General features: G+C 77.0%; 16 protein-coding genes. 5 read left to right on the top strand and 11 right to left on the bottom strand.

Annotated features, from left to right (window positions below):
* Window positions 1-20 precede the first annotated feature (20 nt).
* On the top strand, window positions 21-422 hold the full coding sequence (locus ACRYMN_RS09400) for a pyridoxamine 5'-phosphate oxidase family protein (protein ID WP_432494295.1): 402 nt from the start codon (window positions 21-23) through the stop codon (window positions 420-422).
* 61 nt (window positions 423-483) lie between these two features.
* Here ACRYMN_RS09400 and ACRYMN_RS09405 read toward each other — a convergent pair whose 3' ends face one another.
* From ACRYMN_RS09405 to rpsB, 7 genes are all read right to left on the bottom strand, one after another.
* Complete coding sequence (locus ACRYMN_RS09405) at window positions 484-1,065, bottom strand: DivIVA domain-containing protein (protein ID WP_432494297.1); 582 nt, start codon at window positions 1,063-1,065, stop codon at window positions 484-486.
* Between the two features lie 22 nt (window positions 1,066-1,087).
* Window positions 1,088-2,191 (bottom strand): dual-specificity RNA methyltransferase RlmN, encoded by a 1,104-nt coding sequence (gene rlmN, locus ACRYMN_RS09410; RefSeq protein WP_432494356.1) that lies wholly within the window; start codon window positions 2,189-2,191, stop codon window positions 1,088-1,090.
* A gap of 175 nt (window positions 2,192-2,366) precedes the next feature.
* Window positions 2,367-3,236 (bottom strand): phosphatidate cytidylyltransferase, encoded by an 870-nt coding sequence (locus ACRYMN_RS09415; RefSeq protein WP_432494299.1) that lies wholly within the window; start codon window positions 3,234-3,236, stop codon window positions 2,367-2,369.
* Window positions 3,233-3,790 carry a ribosome recycling factor gene (gene frr / locus ACRYMN_RS09420; RefSeq protein ID WP_432494301.1) on the bottom strand — a complete coding sequence of 186 codons (558 nt, stop codon included), beginning with the start codon at window positions 3,788-3,790 and terminating at the stop codon, window positions 3,233-3,235. The genes ACRYMN_RS09415 and frr overlap by 4 nt, the downstream gene beginning before the upstream one ends.
* A gap of 77 nt (window positions 3,791-3,867) precedes the next feature.
* Window positions 3,868-4,614, bottom strand: coding sequence for a UMP kinase (pyrH, locus tag ACRYMN_RS09425; RefSeq protein ID WP_432494358.1), 747 nt, complete (start codon window positions 4,612-4,614; stop codon window positions 3,868-3,870).
* Window positions 4,615-4,807: 193 nt separating this feature from the next.
* Entirely contained in the window at window positions 4,808-5,635 is an 828-nt protein-coding gene (gene tsf / locus ACRYMN_RS09430; protein ID WP_432494303.1) for a translation elongation factor Ts, read from the bottom strand.
* A 94-nt stretch (window positions 5,636-5,729) separates the two neighbouring features.
* Window positions 5,730-6,665: a 30S ribosomal protein S2 gene (gene rpsB, locus ACRYMN_RS09435; protein ID WP_432494305.1), complete on the bottom strand. Its 936-nt coding sequence runs from the start codon at window positions 6,663-6,665 to the stop codon at window positions 5,730-5,732.
* A gap of 263 nt (window positions 6,666-6,928) precedes the next feature.
* On the opposite strand from rpsB, the gene ACRYMN_RS09440 reads away from it, so the two are divergent.
* The gene (locus ACRYMN_RS09440; protein WP_432494360.1) at window positions 6,929-8,095 is read left to right on the top strand and encodes a pyridoxal phosphate-dependent aminotransferase; all 1,167 of its coding nucleotides are present in this window, start codon (window positions 6,929-6,931) and stop codon (window positions 8,093-8,095) included.
* A complete protein-coding gene (locus tag ACRYMN_RS09445; RefSeq protein ID WP_432494307.1) occupies window positions 8,092-8,481 on the top strand; it encodes a TraR/DksA family transcriptional regulator in 390 nt (129 codons plus the stop codon). The genes ACRYMN_RS09440 and ACRYMN_RS09445 overlap by 4 nt, the downstream gene beginning before the upstream one ends.
* 59 nt (window positions 8,482-8,540) lie before the next feature.
* On the opposite strand, the gene ACRYMN_RS09450 is transcribed toward ACRYMN_RS09445, so the two are convergent.
* Complete coding sequence (locus ACRYMN_RS09450; RefSeq protein ID WP_432494309.1) at window positions 8,541-9,365, bottom strand: GPP34 family phosphoprotein; 825 nt, start codon at window positions 9,363-9,365, stop codon at window positions 8,541-8,543.
* A 177-nt stretch (window positions 9,366-9,542) separates the two neighbouring features.
* Between ACRYMN_RS09450 and ACRYMN_RS09455 the strand changes: the two genes are divergently transcribed.
* The gene (locus ACRYMN_RS09455; protein ID WP_432494311.1) at window positions 9,543-10,118 is read left to right on the top strand and encodes a peptidoglycan DD-metalloendopeptidase family protein; all 576 of its coding nucleotides are present in this window, start codon (window positions 9,543-9,545) and stop codon (window positions 10,116-10,118) included.
* Between the two features lie 34 nt (window positions 10,119-10,152).
* Here the strand turns inward: ACRYMN_RS09455 and whiG are convergent, their stop codons facing one another.
* Window positions 10,153-11,019: an RNA polymerase sigma factor WhiG gene (gene whiG, locus ACRYMN_RS09460; protein WP_432494362.1), complete on the bottom strand. Its 867-nt coding sequence runs from the start codon at window positions 11,017-11,019 to the stop codon at window positions 10,153-10,155.
* A gap of 110 nt (window positions 11,020-11,129) precedes the next feature.
* Window positions 11,130-12,119 carry a tyrosine-type recombinase/integrase gene (locus ACRYMN_RS09465; protein ID WP_432494364.1) on the bottom strand — a complete coding sequence of 330 codons (990 nt, stop codon included), beginning with the start codon at window positions 12,117-12,119 and terminating at the stop codon, window positions 11,130-11,132.
* 167 nt (window positions 12,120-12,286) lie between these two features.
* Between ACRYMN_RS09465 and ACRYMN_RS09470 the strand changes: the two genes are divergently transcribed.
* Complete coding sequence (locus tag ACRYMN_RS09470; RefSeq protein ID WP_432494313.1) at window positions 12,287-12,673, top strand: histone-like nucleoid-structuring protein Lsr2; 387 nt, start codon at window positions 12,287-12,289, stop codon at window positions 12,671-12,673.
* A 52-nt stretch (window positions 12,674-12,725) separates the two neighbouring features.
* On the opposite strand, the gene ACRYMN_RS09475 is transcribed toward ACRYMN_RS09470, so the two are convergent.
* Complete coding sequence (locus tag ACRYMN_RS09475) at window positions 12,726-13,895, bottom strand: RtcB family protein (protein ID WP_432494315.1); 1,170 nt, start codon at window positions 13,893-13,895, stop codon at window positions 12,726-12,728.
* Window positions 13,896-14,042: the final 147 nt, after the last annotated feature.

The raw sequence follows: 14,042 nt of genomic DNA on the forward strand, positions 1-14,042 counted from the left end.
GCGGCCCGTAGGGTCGGGGGGTGGCCCTGGACCCGCACGAGCTGCCCGACGCCGCGCTGGAGTTCCTACGCGAGCGGCACCTGGCGACCCTGACGACGCTGCGCGCGGACGGCTCCCCGCACGTGGTGCCCGTCGGCTTCACCTTCGAGGCCGCCGACGCGACCGTGCGGGTGATCACCTCGGCCACCTCCCGCAAGGCCGCGCACGTGCGCGCCGGCTCGCGCGCGGTGGTGGCCCAGGTCGACGGGCGCCGCTGGCTGGCGCTGGAGGGCCCGGCGCGCCTGCTCACCGGCCCCGACGAGGTCGCCGACGCCGAGCAGCGCTACGCGCAGCGCTACCGCACGCCGCGGCCGAACCCGCGGCGCGTCGTCGTGGCGATCGCCGTGGACCGGGTGCTCGGCTCGGTGCCGCTGTGGGACTGAGGCCCGCGCCCCGGACGCCGGCGCGCGGGCCGGCGCGCGGGCCGGCGCGCGGGCTGTCGCGTCAGGCGCCGTGCGCGACGAGCAGCTCCACGACCCGGTCGAGGAAGGCGTCCACGGGCGCCTCGCGGTAGCCGCGCCGCCCGCGCCGCGGGCGGAACAGCGCCGCGCGCACGTCCTCGCCGCCGACCGCCGCCCGCCCGGCGAAGTGCTCGGCGAGCAGCGCGCACAGGGCGTCGACGTCGGCGGGGCGGTAGCCGCGGCGCAGGCCGCGGGCGCGCGGGAAGCGCTCGCCGTCCGGCTCGTCCAGCCGCCCGTGCACCGCCGCGCTGAGCGCGGCGTGGCGCTCGGCCCACTGCCGCTGCGCGCCGCCGGCCAGCGCGCGCACCCGCTCGGCGCGCGCCAGGTGGTCCTCCAGCGCACCCAGGGCCGCGTCGGTGGCGTCGACGTCGTAGCCGCCGAAGCGGGTGCCGAAGCCGACCGCGCGCACCTGCGCGGAGGTCAGGCGGTGCACCGGCACGGCCCGCTCGGCGTGCTCGAGGAAGGCGTCGACGTCGGAGGTGCGGTAGCCGCGGCGCAGCCGGCCGGTGCGCGGCGGGCGCGCCAGCAGGGCCGCCGCGTCGTGCTGCTCCAGCTCCTGCGTCACCGGCCCTCCCCGCGGCGGGTGCTCACGCGCGCGGCTGCTCGGGCGCCACGGCGGCCAGCTGACCGCAGGCGCCGTCGATGTCGCTGCCGCGGGTGTCGCGCACGGTGGTGGGCACGCCGCGCGCCTCCAGGGCGGCGACGAAGGCGCGCTCGACGGCGGGGTCACTGGCGGTCCACTTCGAGCCGGGCGTGGGGTTCAGCGGGATGGGGTTGACGTGCACCCAGCCGCGCCCGCGGGCGTTGAGCAGCTTGCCGAGGCGGTCGGCGCGCCACGCCTGGTCGTTGACGTCGCGGATGAGCGCGTACTCGATGCTCACGCGCCGCCCGGTGGCCTCGAAGTAGCGGCGGGCCGCGTCCAGCGCCTCGGCGACCTTCCAGCGGCGGTTGACCGGCACGAGCTCGTCGCGCAGCTCGTCGTCGGGGGCGTGCAGGCTCAGCGCCAGCGTCGCCGGGACCCCCTCGGCGGCGAACTTGTCGATCGCCGGCACCAGGCCCACGGTCGACATGGTCAGCCCGCGCGCGGAGATGCCCACCCCGTCCGGGGCGGGGGCGGTCAGGCGGCGCACCGCGGCCACGGCCGAGCGGTAGTTGGCCAGCGCCTCGCCCATGCCCATGAAGACGACGTTGGACACGCGGCCGGGCCCGCCGGCGACCTCCCCGCGCGCCAGGGCGCGCGAGGCCGCCAAGACCTGCTCGACGATCTCCGCGGTGGACAGGTTGCGGGTCAGCCCCGCCTGCCCGGTCGCGCAGAACGGGCAGTTCATGCCGCAGCCGGCCTGGCTGGAGACGCACAGGGTGTCGCGGTTGCGGTAGCGCATGAGCACCGACTCCACGAGCGCGCCGTCGTGCAGGCGCCACAGCGTCTTGACGGTGGTGCCGCCGTCGGCGGTCAGGGTGCGCACCGGCGTCAGCAGCGTGGGCAGCAGCGCGTCGGCGATGCGCCGGCGGCTCGCGGCCGGCAGGTCCGTCATGCGCTCGGGGTCGTCCTCGAGGCGCTCGAACCACTGCACGGCCAGCTGGCGGGCGCGGAACGGCTTCTCCCCCAGCTCGGCCAGCGCCGGGCCGCGCTCGGCCGGCTCCAGGTCGCTGAAGTGGCGCGGCGGCTTGCCCCGGCGGGGGGCGGACATCACCAGCGCGCCGGGGCCGGCGGGGGCCAGGGGCAGCGGGCGGCGCTCGGCGCCGCGGGTGAAGTCCTCGCTGAAGTCCAGGGGGGCGTCCGCCGCGGCGGCGGGGGCGGGGGTAGTGGGCATGGTGCTCCCATGGTAAGGCGCGCGAGCGGCCCCGCCCCGCCGCCGGGCGGGGTCAGGGGCCGATCAGGGCGAGCAGCAGCAGGTGCACCACGGGCGCGGTGGGCAGCAGGGAGTCCAGGCGGTCCATGACGCCGCCGTGGCCGGGCAGCAGGTCCCCCATGTCCTTGATGCCCAGGTCGCGCTTGAGCATGGACTCCGACAGGTCGCCCAGGACCGCCACCGCGACGGTGACCAGCCCCAGCAGCAGCCCGCCCCACCAGGGACCGCCCAGCAGCAGCGGCAGGCACACCGCCCCCAGCGCGGCGCCGGTGGCCAGCGAGCCCGCGGTGCCCTCCCAGGACTTCTTCGGGCTCACGGAGGGGGCCATGGGGTGCCTGCCCCACAGCACCCCCGTGGCGTAGCCGCCGATGTCGCTGGCCACGGCCAGCACCACGAACAGCAGCACCCGCCGCGGCCCGTCGGTGGCGGCGAGCATGAGCACCGCGAAGGAGGCCAGCAGCGGGCCGTAGGAGACGACGAAGACGCCGCCGGCCACGTCGCGCACCGCCGGCACGCCCACGGGGGTGCCGTGGTCGCCGCCGGTGGCGAGCAGGCGCCACACCAGGACGGCGAAGACCGTCAGGGCGTAGGCGACGAGCAGCGTCTCGGGACCGCCGAGGTAGGCGCCGGGCAGCATCGCCAGCGTGCCGACCGCGGGCGGGACGACCGGCACGCGCAGGTGCTGGGCGCGGAAGGCGCGCGAGACCTCCACCGTGCCCCACAGCACGGCGGCGCAGGCCAGGACCACGAAGGCCTCCGGCCGCACGAACAGGCTCAGCAGCAGCACCGCGCCGAGCGCGAGGCCCACGCCGACGGCGGCGGGCAGGTCGCGCCCGGCGCGGCGGGTGCGCGCCGGGCCGGTGGTGGGTGCGGTGGCGTTCACACCGCCAGCAGTTCCGCTTCCTTGTTCTTCAGCAGGTCGTCGACGGCCTCGACGTACTTCTTCGTCGTGGCCTCGAGGTCCTTCTCGGCGCGCGCGACCTCGTCCTCGCCGGCCTCGCCGTCCTTGACGATGCGGTCCAGCTCCTCCTTGGCGCGGCGGCGCACGTTGCGCAGCGAGACGCGCGCGTCCTCGGCCTTGGTGCGGGCGAGCTTGATGTAGTCCTTGCGCCGCTCCTCGGTCAGCTGCGGCAGGGACACGCGGATGACCTGGCCGTCGTTGCCCGGGTTGACCCCGAGGTCGGAGTTGCGCAGGGCCTTCTCGATCTCTCCCATGGCGCTGCGGTCGAACGGCGTGATGAGCACCGAGCGCGCCTCGGGGATCTGGAAGGAGGCCAGCTGCTGCAGCGGGGTCGGGGCGCCGTAGTAGTCCACGAGGATCTTGTGGAACATCGCGGCGTTGGCCCGGCCGGTGCGGATGGCGCCGAAGTCCTCCTTGGCGACGTCGATCGCCTTGCTCATCTTCTCCTCGGCCTCGAGGAGGGTGTCGTCGATCACGGTGGTCCCTTCGTCCTGCTCCGGCGCGTCGGGGCGGCCGCGGTGAGCGGCGGGCCCTCTCCCGGGCCCGGCGCGGCTCAGCCGGCGGTCACCTGCGTGCCGATCCTCTCACCTCGCAGCGCGCGCGCCACGCCCTGGCCCTCCATGCCGAAGACGACCATGGGCAGGCCGTTGTCCATGCACAGGCTGAAGGCGGTCGTGTCGACCACCCGCAGGCCCCGGCGCAGCGCCTCCGCGTAGCTGATGGTGTCGATCTTGACGGCGTCCGGGTCGCGGCGCGGGTCGCCGGTGTAGACGCCGTCGACGCCGTTCTTGGCCATGAGCACGGCGTCGGCGCGCACCTCCAGGGCGCGCTGGGCGGCGACGGTGTCGGTGGAGAAGTACGGCATGCCGGCGCCAGCGCCGAAGATGACCACGCGGTTCTTCTCCATGTGGCGGATGGCGCGGCGCGGGATGTACGGCTCGGCGACCTGGCCCATGGTGATGGCGGTCTGCACGCGGGTGTCCACGCCGGCCTGCTCCAGGAAGTCCTGCAGGGCGAGGGCGTTCATCACCGTGCCGAGCATGCCCATGTAGTCGGCGCGGCTGCGCTCCATGCCGCGCTGGGACAGCTCCGCACCGCGGAAGAAGTTGCCGCCGCCGACGACGATGGCGACCTGCACGCCGAGCTTGACGCCGGCGGCGATCTCGCGGGCCACCTGGGCGATGACGTCGGGGTCCACCCCGACGGAGCCGTTGCCGAAGAACTCCCCCGACAGCTTCAGCAGCACGCGGCGGTAGGCGGGGGCGGCCTCGACCGTGCCGGCCTCCAGGTCGACGGTCAGGCTCGGCTCGGTGGTGTCGGGCACGCGGTTCTCCTCTTCGGCGGGGCGGGGGTCCTCGGGCAGTGTGCCGCACCGGGGCGCGCGGGGTCTCCGGTGCGGGCGCGCCGCTCGTCCGGACGGGGTGCCAGGTGCCCCGGACGCGCGGACGGGGCGGGCGGACCGAGGTCCACCCGCCCCGTGGCGGTGCCTGGCGTCAGGCGCCGGCGCGGAAGCGCGCGAAGGCGGTGACGTGCACCCCGGCCCCGGCCAGCAGCTTGCTGATGGTCGTCTTGGGGTCCTTGGCGAACGGCTGCTCCAGCAGGACGTTGTCCTTGAAGAAGCTGTTCACCCGGCCCTCGACGATCTTGGCCATGGCGGCCTCGGGCTTGTTCTCCTCGCGGGCGGTCTCCTCGGCGATGCGGCGCTCGCTCTCGACCGTCTCGGCGGGCACGTCCTCGCGGGTGAGGTACGTCGGGCTCATCGCCGCGGCGTGCATCGCCACGTCCTTGCCGACCTCGTCGTTCGCCGCGTCCAGGGCGACGAGCACGCCGATGGTCGGCGGCAGGTCCGTCGCGGTGCGGTGCAGGTACGACGAGACGTGGGCGCCCTCCAGGCGGGCGACGCGCGGGACGAGGATCTTCTCGCCCATGGTGGCGTTGGCCTCGTCGAGCAGCTGCTGCACGGTGCGGCCGTCGAGCTCGGAGGCCAGCAGCGACTCGGCGTCGCTCGCGCCGACGGCCACGGCCTGGTCGAGGATCTGCCGCGACAGGGCGACGAAGCCCTCGCTCTTGGCGACGAAGTCGGTCTCGCAGTTGAGCTGCACCATCACGCCGAGGCCACCCTCGGTGTGCACGGCCACCAGTCCGTTGGAGGCGTCGCGGTCGGCGCGCTTGGCCACGCCCTTCTGCCCCTTGATGCGCAGCAGCTCGATGGCCTTCTCGACGTCTCCGCCGGACTCCACGAGCGCGTTCTTGCAGTCGAGCATGCCCGCGCCGGTCTTCTCGCGCAGCGCCTTGACGTCAGCGGCGGTGTACGCAGCCATCGGTCCCTCTCCTCCTGGGGTGTCGGACGAAATCGGGGTGGGTGGTCCGGGCGCAGCGACGCCCCGGGCCGCTGGCGGCCCGGGGCGTGCGCGCTCAGGCCTGGGTGGAGGCGCCGACCGTCTGCGAGGGGGCCTCGGCCTCGGTGGGCTCGTCGCCCGAGAGCGCCACGGCCTCGGCGTCCTGGCCGGTGGCGGCGGCCGCCGCGGCGGCCTCGGGGCGGTCCGAGCCCTCGCCGGTGGCGATGCTCTCGGAGCCGCCGGACTGCAGGTTCTCGCTGCCGGCGAGCAGGTCCTGCTCCCAGGCGGCCAGCGGCTCGGCGTCGGCGGACGGGCCGCCACCGTGGCGCACCTGCAGGCCCTCGGCCACGGCGTCGGCGATGACGCGGGTCAGCAGCGTGACCGAGCGGATCGCGTCGTCGTTGCCGGGGATGCGGTAGTCCACGTCGTCCGGGTCGCAGTTGGAGTCCAGGATCGCCACGACCGGGATGCCGAGCTTCTTCGCCTCGTCGACGGCGAGGTGCTCCTTGTTGGTGTCCACGATCCACACGGCGGAGGGGACCTTCGCCATGTCGCGGATGCCGCCGAGGGTCTTGTCCAGCTTCTCCTTCTCCCGGCGCAGGACCAGGAGCTCCTTCTTCGTCAGGCCGGAGCCGGCCACGTCGTCGAAGTCGACCTCCTCGAGCTCGCGCAGGCGCGCGATGCGCTTGGAGACGGTGGAGAAGTTGGTCAGCATGCCGCCGAGCCAGCGCTGGTTGACGAACGGCATGCCCACGCGGCGGGCCTGCTCGGCGATGGGCTCCTGCGCCTGCTTCTTCGTGCCGATGAAGAGGATCGAGCCGCCGTGGGCGACGGTCTCCTTGACGAAGTCGTAGGCGCGGTCGATGAAGGACAGCGACTGCTGCAGGTCGATGATGTAGATGCCGTTGCGCTCCGTGAACAGGAAGCGCTTCATCTTCGGGTTCCAGCGACGGGTCTGGTGGCCGAAGTGCACACCGGACTCGAGCAGCTGGCGCATCGTCACGACGGCCATGGGTGGTCCTCCTCGTGCCGGCCCCGGTGGGGGGCCGATCGGTTCTCCGCGCCGGACCGGCCGGTCCGGCGCGCCTGGCCCCCGGCAGCGCACCCCGACCGCCGGGAGACGGCGGACCGGGAGGGGTGGCTCCGCGCGACGCGGCGTGCGGGGGCGCGGTGTCACGGTGAGCGCACCGGCCCACGGGCCGGACGCGCACGACGTGCCCCCGTAGTCTACGGGTCGTGAGCACCAGTCTCGACCGCGGTCGCGTCGTGGAGCGGATGCGCGGCTTCGGGCCCACCGTCTTCGCCGAGATGACGGCGCTGGCGCAGCGCACCGGGGCGGTGAACCTGGGCCAGGGCTTCCCGGACACCGACGGCCCGGCCTCGCTGCTGGCCGACGCCGCCGAGGCGATCCGCACCGGGCACAACCAGTACCCGCCCGGCGCGGGCGTGCCCGCGCTGCTGGAGGCCGTCGCCCGGCACCAGCGGCGCTGCTACGGCCTGGAGCTGGACCCCGCCTCGCAGGTGCTGGTCACCGCCGGCGCCACCGAGGGCGTCGCCGCGGCCGTGCTCGCGCTGGCCGGGCCCGGCGACGAGGTCGTCGTGCTCGAGCCGGCCTACGACTCCTACGCGGCGGTGGTCGCGCTGTCCGGCGCCCGGCAGCGCTCGGCGGCGCTGCGCCCGGCCGCCGACGGCTCCGGCCGCTTCGCCCTGGACGGGGCGGCGCTGCGCGCGGCGTTCTCCCCGCGCACCCGCGTCGTGCTGCTCAACTCCCCGCACAACCCCACCGGCACCGTGCTGACCGTCGAGGAGCTGCAGCTCGTGGCGGACCTGGCGCTCGAGCACGACGCCGTGGTCGTCACCGACGAGGTCTACGAGCACCTCGTCTTCGACGGCGCCCGGCACGTGCCGATCGCCACCCTGCCGGGCATGGCCGAGCGCACCCTGACGATCTCCTCGGCCGGCAAGACGTTCTCGGTGACCGGCTGGAAGATCGGCTGGGTCACCGGCCCCGCCGAGCTGGTCTCCGCCGCGCGCACCGTCAAGCAGTTCCTCACCTACAGCGGCGGCGCGCCCTTCCAGCCGGCCGTGGCGCGCGCCCTCGACCTCGGCGACGACTTCCACCGCGAGCTGGCCGCGGACCTGCAGCGCCGCCGCGACCTGCTGCGCGAGGGGCTGTCCGCGGCGGGCTTCGCCACCGGCACCCCCGAGGGCACCTACTTCGTCGTGGCCGACCCGCGTCCGCTGGGCTTCGAGGACGGCACCGAGCTGTGCCGGGCGCTGCCGCAGCTGGCCGGCGTCGTGGGCGTGCCGGTGTCGGCGTTCTGCACCCCGGACGGGCCCGCGGCCGCCGCGGCGCGCCCGCTGGTGCGCTTCACCTTCTGCAAGTCCGACGCCGTGCTGCACGAGGCGTGCGAGCGGCTGCGGGCCCTGCGGCCGCGGTGAGCGGTCCGCACGACGGGCTGCGCCCGCTGCTGGAGGCCGAGCGGGCCGGGGCCCGCGCCCGCGCCGCCGCCCTGGAGCGCGAGCTCGCCAGCGCCCTCGAGGTCGCCGCCGAGGGCACCGCCGACGACGAGCACGACCCCGAGGGCGCGACGACGGCGTTCGAGCGGGCTCAGGTCGCCGCCGTCCTCGAGCAGGTGCGCGAGCGGGTGGCGCAGCTCTGCGACGCCCTGCGGCGCCTCGACGAGCCCGGCTTCGGGCGCTGCGAGCGCTGCGGGCGCCCGATCGCCGCCGAGCGCCTGGCCGCCCGGCCGTGGGCCACCACGTGCCTCGCCTGCGCCGCGGCGGGCCCGCGGGGCCCGGCGGGGCAGCGGCCGGCGCGCCGCTGAGGGACCGCCGGGCCGTCGCCGGCGCGGCCGGTCGCCGCAGCGGCCGGTCGCCGCAGCGGTCAGTCGCCGCCCCCTCCCCCGCCGTCGCCACCGCCACCGCCCCCGGCGTCGCCCCCGCCCCCGTCGCCGTAGCCGTCGCCGCCGTCGGCGGGCACGAGGTCTGCACCGCCGGGGCCGTCGCCGCGCCGGGCGCGGTGGGCGTCGCGGGTGGCCCGCACCACCTCGGCGACGCGGGGGGCCAGCAGCAGGTGCAGGTCGTTGAGGTGGGCGGCCAGCTCGGCGCGGGCCGCGCGCTGCACCGGCGGCGGCGCCAGGGAGCTCGCGACGCCCGAGACCGCGCACAGCAGCGCGAGGACCGCGTCGCGCGGCGCCGGGCGCGCGCCGGGCCGCAGCGCGGCGAGGACGGCGTCGCGCTCGCGGGCGGCGCTCGCCCCGTCGACGGCGCGCAGGCCCCTGCGGGTGAACAGCCGCAGCACGCGGTGCTCGCACGGCTCCACCACCCCGGCCGCGAGCAGCGGGCCGGTCACCTCGGCGAACGCGGTGGCGGCACGCAGCTCGAGCAGCCGCTGGTGCGCCACGGCGGCGGGCGGGCCCCCGGGGCGGCCGGTGGACGGCGGCGGCACCCGGCCCTGCGCGGCCTCCTCGCACAGCAGCGCACCGGCGAGCACGAGGTCGACGGGGCCGCGGGTGCGGTAGCGGGCCCGCTCGCCGAGGGCCACGAGCAGCACCCGCGCCGGCAGGGCCCCCGGGTCCGCGACCGGCCGCGCGGCGTCGGCACCACCGGCGCCACCGGCGACAGGGGCCTCGTCCCGGGGTACCGCCCAGGGGGCCGCGCGGATCTCGGGACCGGGCTCGGGACCGGGCTCGGACGCGGCGGCGGGCACGCTCCGAGCGTAGGCCGGGACGGCGCGCGGCGTCGGGGCAGGCGCCGGGTGCGGGCGCCGGGTGCGGACGCCGGGGTGCGGGCGCCGCCGTGCCCACAGGCCGGGGGGCGGGGGCGCCGTCCACCGGCGGGCGCCGTCGCGGTGCGGGCCGCGCCCGCGGGCGGGCACCGTCGGCACGTGCCCCCCGGACCCCCGCCCGTCGCCGTCCCCGTCGTGGCCCTGGCCGCCGCGGGCGTCGCGGCCCTGGCCGCCGCGGGCCCGTCGGCCCCCGCCACCACCGCCCCGGCGAGGCCCGTCGCGGTGGCCGCCGCCGCGGCCGCCGTCGGGGCACCGGCCGCGGCGTGGTCGTGGCCGCTGCACCCGCACCCGGCGCTGCTGCGCGGCTACGACGAGGTGGAGCGCTACGCGCCCGGCCACCGCGGCGTGGACCTGGCCGCGAGCGCCGGGCAGGCGGTGCTGGCTCCGGCGGCGGGTGTCGTGGTCTTCGCCGGCCCGGTCGCCGGGCGCGGGGTCGTGGTCCTCGAGCACGCCGGGGGCCTGCGCTCGACGCTCGAGCCGGTCGTGGCGGGGCGGCCGGCCGGGGCGCGGGTGGCCGCCGGCGAGGTAGTCGCGGCGGTGGCCGACGGCGGGCACTGCGGTCGGCGGGCCTGCCTGCACCTGGGGGCGCGCCGCGGCGAGGACTACGTCGACCCGCTGGCGCTGCTGGGCGCGGCGGAGCCGCCGGTGCTGCTGCCGCCGGGCGGGGCGCGGTGAACGGCCCCGGCCCGGCGGCCCGGCGGCCCAGGCCTCAGCGCACGTCGCTGAGCTTGCCGCGCAGCTGCAGGACGGCCTTGGTGTGCATCTGGCAGATGCGCGACTCGGTCACCCCGAGCACCCGGCCGATCTCGGCCAGGGTCAGGCCCTCGTAGTAGTAGAGCGTGACGACGATCTTCTCCCGCTCGGGCAGCTGGTTGATCGCCCTGGCCAGCAGGAACTTCGTCTCCTCGCCCTCGAAGGCCGCGACGGGGTCCTCGGCGCGGGTGTCCTCCAGGGTGTCGACGAGGGAGAGCTTGTCGCCCTTCTCCCCCGAGACGCTCAGCAGCTCGTCCAGCGCCACGACGTTGACGTAGGAGACCTGGCTGAAGATGTGGTGCAGGTCCGAGAGCGGGATGCCCATGCGCTCGGCGACCTCGGCCTCGGTGGGGGTGCGGTGCAGCTCGCCCTCGAGGGCGGCGTAGGTGCGCTCGACCTCGCGCGCCTTGCTGCGCACCGAGCGGGGGATCCAGTCGATGGCCCGCAGCTCGTCGATGATGGCGCCGCGGATGCGGGAGATGGCGTACGTCTCGAACTTGATGGCGCGCTCGATGTCGAACTTCTCGATGGCGTCGATGAGGCCGAAGATGCCGTAGGAGACGAGGTCGGCCTGCTCGATGTTGGGCGGCAGGCCCACCCCGACGCGGCCGGCGACGTACTTCACAAGCGGCGAGTAGTGCATGATCAGCTTCTCGCGCAGCAGCGGGTCGGCGCCCGCCTTGAACTCCTCCCACATGGCGCGCAGGCGCGCCTCGGCCTCCTCCTGCTCGGGGGTGGCCGGGCCCTTGCGGCTGGTGAAGCGGGCGTTGGCCTGCGGGCGGCCGGCCGGGCGGACCTCCTCGCGGACCTCCTCGGTGCTCACCGTCCCCGGCGCCGCGTCGTCGGTGACCACCTGCACGCCGCCCTGCGACGGCGCGGTCGCCGCGCGCTCGCGCCCCGATGGTGCGTCCACCGCATCCTCCCCCCGGTGCGTCAGGCCCGCGGGTGGGCCTGACGGTGCGATCTCCGCAACCGCTCCACGGAGACGTGCGTGTAGATCTGCGTCGTCGTCAGCGTAGCGTGACCGAGCAACTCCTGAACGCTACGGAGGTCGGCTCCCCCGTCGAGCATGTGCGTGGCCGCCGCGTGCCGCAGGCCGTGCGGGGAGGTTGCCGGGGCCCCGGGCACCCGCGCGGCCAGCCGCGCCACCGCCTCGCGCACCTGCCGCTGGTCCGCGCGCGCCCCGCGCCGGCCCAGCAGCAGCGCCCGCCCCGAGCGCTGCCCGGCCAGCAGCGGGCGGCCCAGCGCCAGCCAGCGCTCCAGCGCGTCCTGGGCCGGCAGGCCGTAGGGCACCACGCGCTCGCGCCCGCCCTTGCCCAGCACCCGCACCGTGCGCTGGCCGGGGTCGACGTCGTCGAGGTCGAGCCCGACCACCTCCGCCACGCGGCAGCCGGTGGCGTAGAGCAGCTCCACCGCCGCCGCGTCGCGCAGCCGCAACGGGTCCGGGCCCGGCTCGCCCCCCGCGCCCGGCCCCGGGGCGGGCGGCGCCGCGTCCGCGGAGGCGGTCGCGAGCAGCTGCTCGACCTGCCCGGCGCTGAGCACGTGCGGCAGCGGCGAGGAGCGCCGCGGGGCGCGCAGGCGCAGCCCGGCGTCGGTGGCGGCGCGCCCGGTGCGCGCCGCCCACGCCGTGAAGGTGCGCGCGGCCGCGGCCCGCCGGGCCAGCGTCGAGCGGGCCCGCTGCCCGGCCGCGCCGGCCAGCCAGGCGCGCAGGTCCGGCAGGGAGAGCAGGTCCAGGTCCACGCGCCCGTCGGCGTCCGCCGGCACGGCGGTGGTCAGCAGGTCGCGCACGTCGGAGCGGTAGGCGCGCACCGTGTGCGGCGAGCGGTTGCGCTCGGCGGCCAGGTGCTCGGCGAAGTCGTCGAGCAGCGCTTCCAGCGGCTGCGCGGGCGGGCGGGTCACCGCCGCACCGTCCCCCGCCCGCACCGCCCCGGGCAAGCGCGCCACGCCCGCGCGCCGCGGCCCGCGCACCCGGGTCGGCGCCGCCCGGCGTGCCAGGATGACCAGCGCCCGCCGGCGGCGCCCCCGGGTGCCGGGCGGGCCCGGTGCACGCGCACGTGCCCGGACGGTCGGCACGGACGAGGGGCGGGGCAGTGGCGCAGCGGACGACGGTGGTCCTCACGGACGACGTGGACGGCGGCGAGGCGAGCGAGACGGTGCGCTTCGGGCTGGAGGGCACCCAGTACGAGATCGACCTCAGCAGCGAGAACGCCGAGAAGCTGCGGCGGGCGCTGAGCCCCTACGTCGAGCACGGGCGCCGCGTGGGCGGGCGGCGCGGCTCCCCGTCCCCCTCGGGCTCGTCGTCGAGCTCGTCCGGCTCCTCCTCGTCCGGCTCGTCCGGCTCGCGCGCACCCTCCGACGGCGACGGGGTCGACGGTGCCGCGGTGCGCGCCTGGGCGCGCGAGAACGGCATCGAGGTCAGCGACCGCGGCCGCATCAAGTCCGAGGTCGTCGAGCAGTACAAGCAGGCCGTCGGCTGACGGCGCGGGGGCGGGCCCGGTGCCCGCCCCCGCCCCGGGTGCGTCGCGCGTCTCAGTCGCCCTTGACGTTGACGACCTGGCGCAGCACGTGCCGCACCTCGACGAGGTCGGCCGCGTCGGCCAGGACCCGGTCGACGTCCTTGTACGCCGCCGGGATCTCGTCGAGGAACGCGTCGGTGTCGCGGTACTCGATGCCGCGCATCGCCTCGCGCAGCTGCTCGCGGGTGAAGCGCTTGCGCGCGGCGGTGCGGCTGTGCGCGCGCCCGGCGCCGTGCGGCGAGGAGCGCAGCGAACGCGCGTCCCCCCTGCCGGTGACGACGTAGCTCGCCGTGCCCATCGACCCGGGGATCAGCCCCGGCCGGCCCTCGGCCGCGTCGATGGCGCCCTTGCGCGAGAGCCACACCGTGCGCCCGTAGTGCTCCTCGCGGACCGTGTAGTTGTGGTGGCAGTCGACGCGCTCCTGCTCGCGCACCGGCTCGTCGAGGAACTCGCCCAGCCGCGCGGCCACCCGGTCGACCATCTCCCGCCGGTTGAGCAGCGCGAAGCGCTGCGCCCAGCGCAGGTCCGCGACGTACGCGTCGAACTCCGCGGTGCCCTCGACCAGCCACGCGAGGTCGCGGTCGGGCAGCTCGACGCCCTCGCGCCGGCAGCGCTCCTGGGCGACGGCGATGTGGTGCGTGGCCAGCCTGTTGCCCGGCCCGCGCGAGCCGGAGTGCAGGAACAGCCACACGCGCTGCTGCTCGTCCAGGCTCACCTCGATGAAGTGGTTGCCCGAGCCGAGCGAGCCCAGGGCCGTGCGCCAGCGCGGCACCAGCGACTCGCGGAACGCCGCGCGCTCGGGCTCGGTGCCCTCCAGCTCGGCCACGCGCGGCGCCGCCGTGGCGCTCACCTGCCGGTTGGCCGCGCCCGCGGACAGCGGCACGCTGCGCTCGATCGCGACGCGCAGCACCGACAGGTCGCGCCCGCGCAGGTCCGCGGCGCCGAACTGCGTGCGCACCGCGGTCATCCCGCAGCCGATGTCGACGCCCACCGCCGCCGGGACCAGCGCCCGGTCGGTGGGGATCACCGAGCCGACGGTGGCGCCCTTGCCCAGGTGCGCGTCGGGCACGAGGGCGATGTGCGGGTGGATGAACGGCATGCCGGAGGCGGTCAGCGCCTGCCGGCGCGTGGCCTCGTCCAGGATCGACGCCCAGCTCAGGAGCTTCTCGCCCAGCCGCTCCACGTCCCGCTCCTCCCGCCGCGCCCACCGGCGCGGTGCCCGGCACGGCCCCGACGGCCGCGCACCGGCCGCCCACGCCAGGCGCCGCGCCGCCGGGCGCCCACCGGGTTTCCCCCGCACCCGGCCCGGCCACCGCCCGCAGCAGCCCCC

Source organism: Kineococcus gypseus, assembly GCF_050871305.1.
In the GTDB taxonomy this organism is placed as follows: domain Bacteria; phylum Actinomycetota; class Actinomycetes; order Actinomycetales; family Kineococcaceae; genus Kineococcus; species Kineococcus gypseus.

What these genes read in the sequence shown, in the direction of transcription:
- tsf (WP_432494303.1), bottom strand. Translation starts at nt 5,635, where the DNA reads ATGGCTGCGTACACCGCCGCTGACGTCAAGGCGCTGCGCGAGAAGACC.
- rlmN (WP_432494356.1), bottom strand. Translation starts at nt 2,191, where the DNA reads ATGTCCGCCCCCCGCCGGGGCAAGCCGCCGCGCCACTTCAGCGACCTG.
- ACRYMN_RS09440 (WP_432494360.1), top strand. Translation starts at nt 6,929, where the DNA reads ATGCGCGGCTTCGGGCCCACCGTCTTCGCCGAGATGACGGCGCTGGCG.
- rpsB (WP_432494305.1), bottom strand. Translation starts at nt 6,665, where the DNA reads ATGGCCGTCGTGACGATGCGCCAGCTGCTCGAGTCCGGTGTGCACTTC.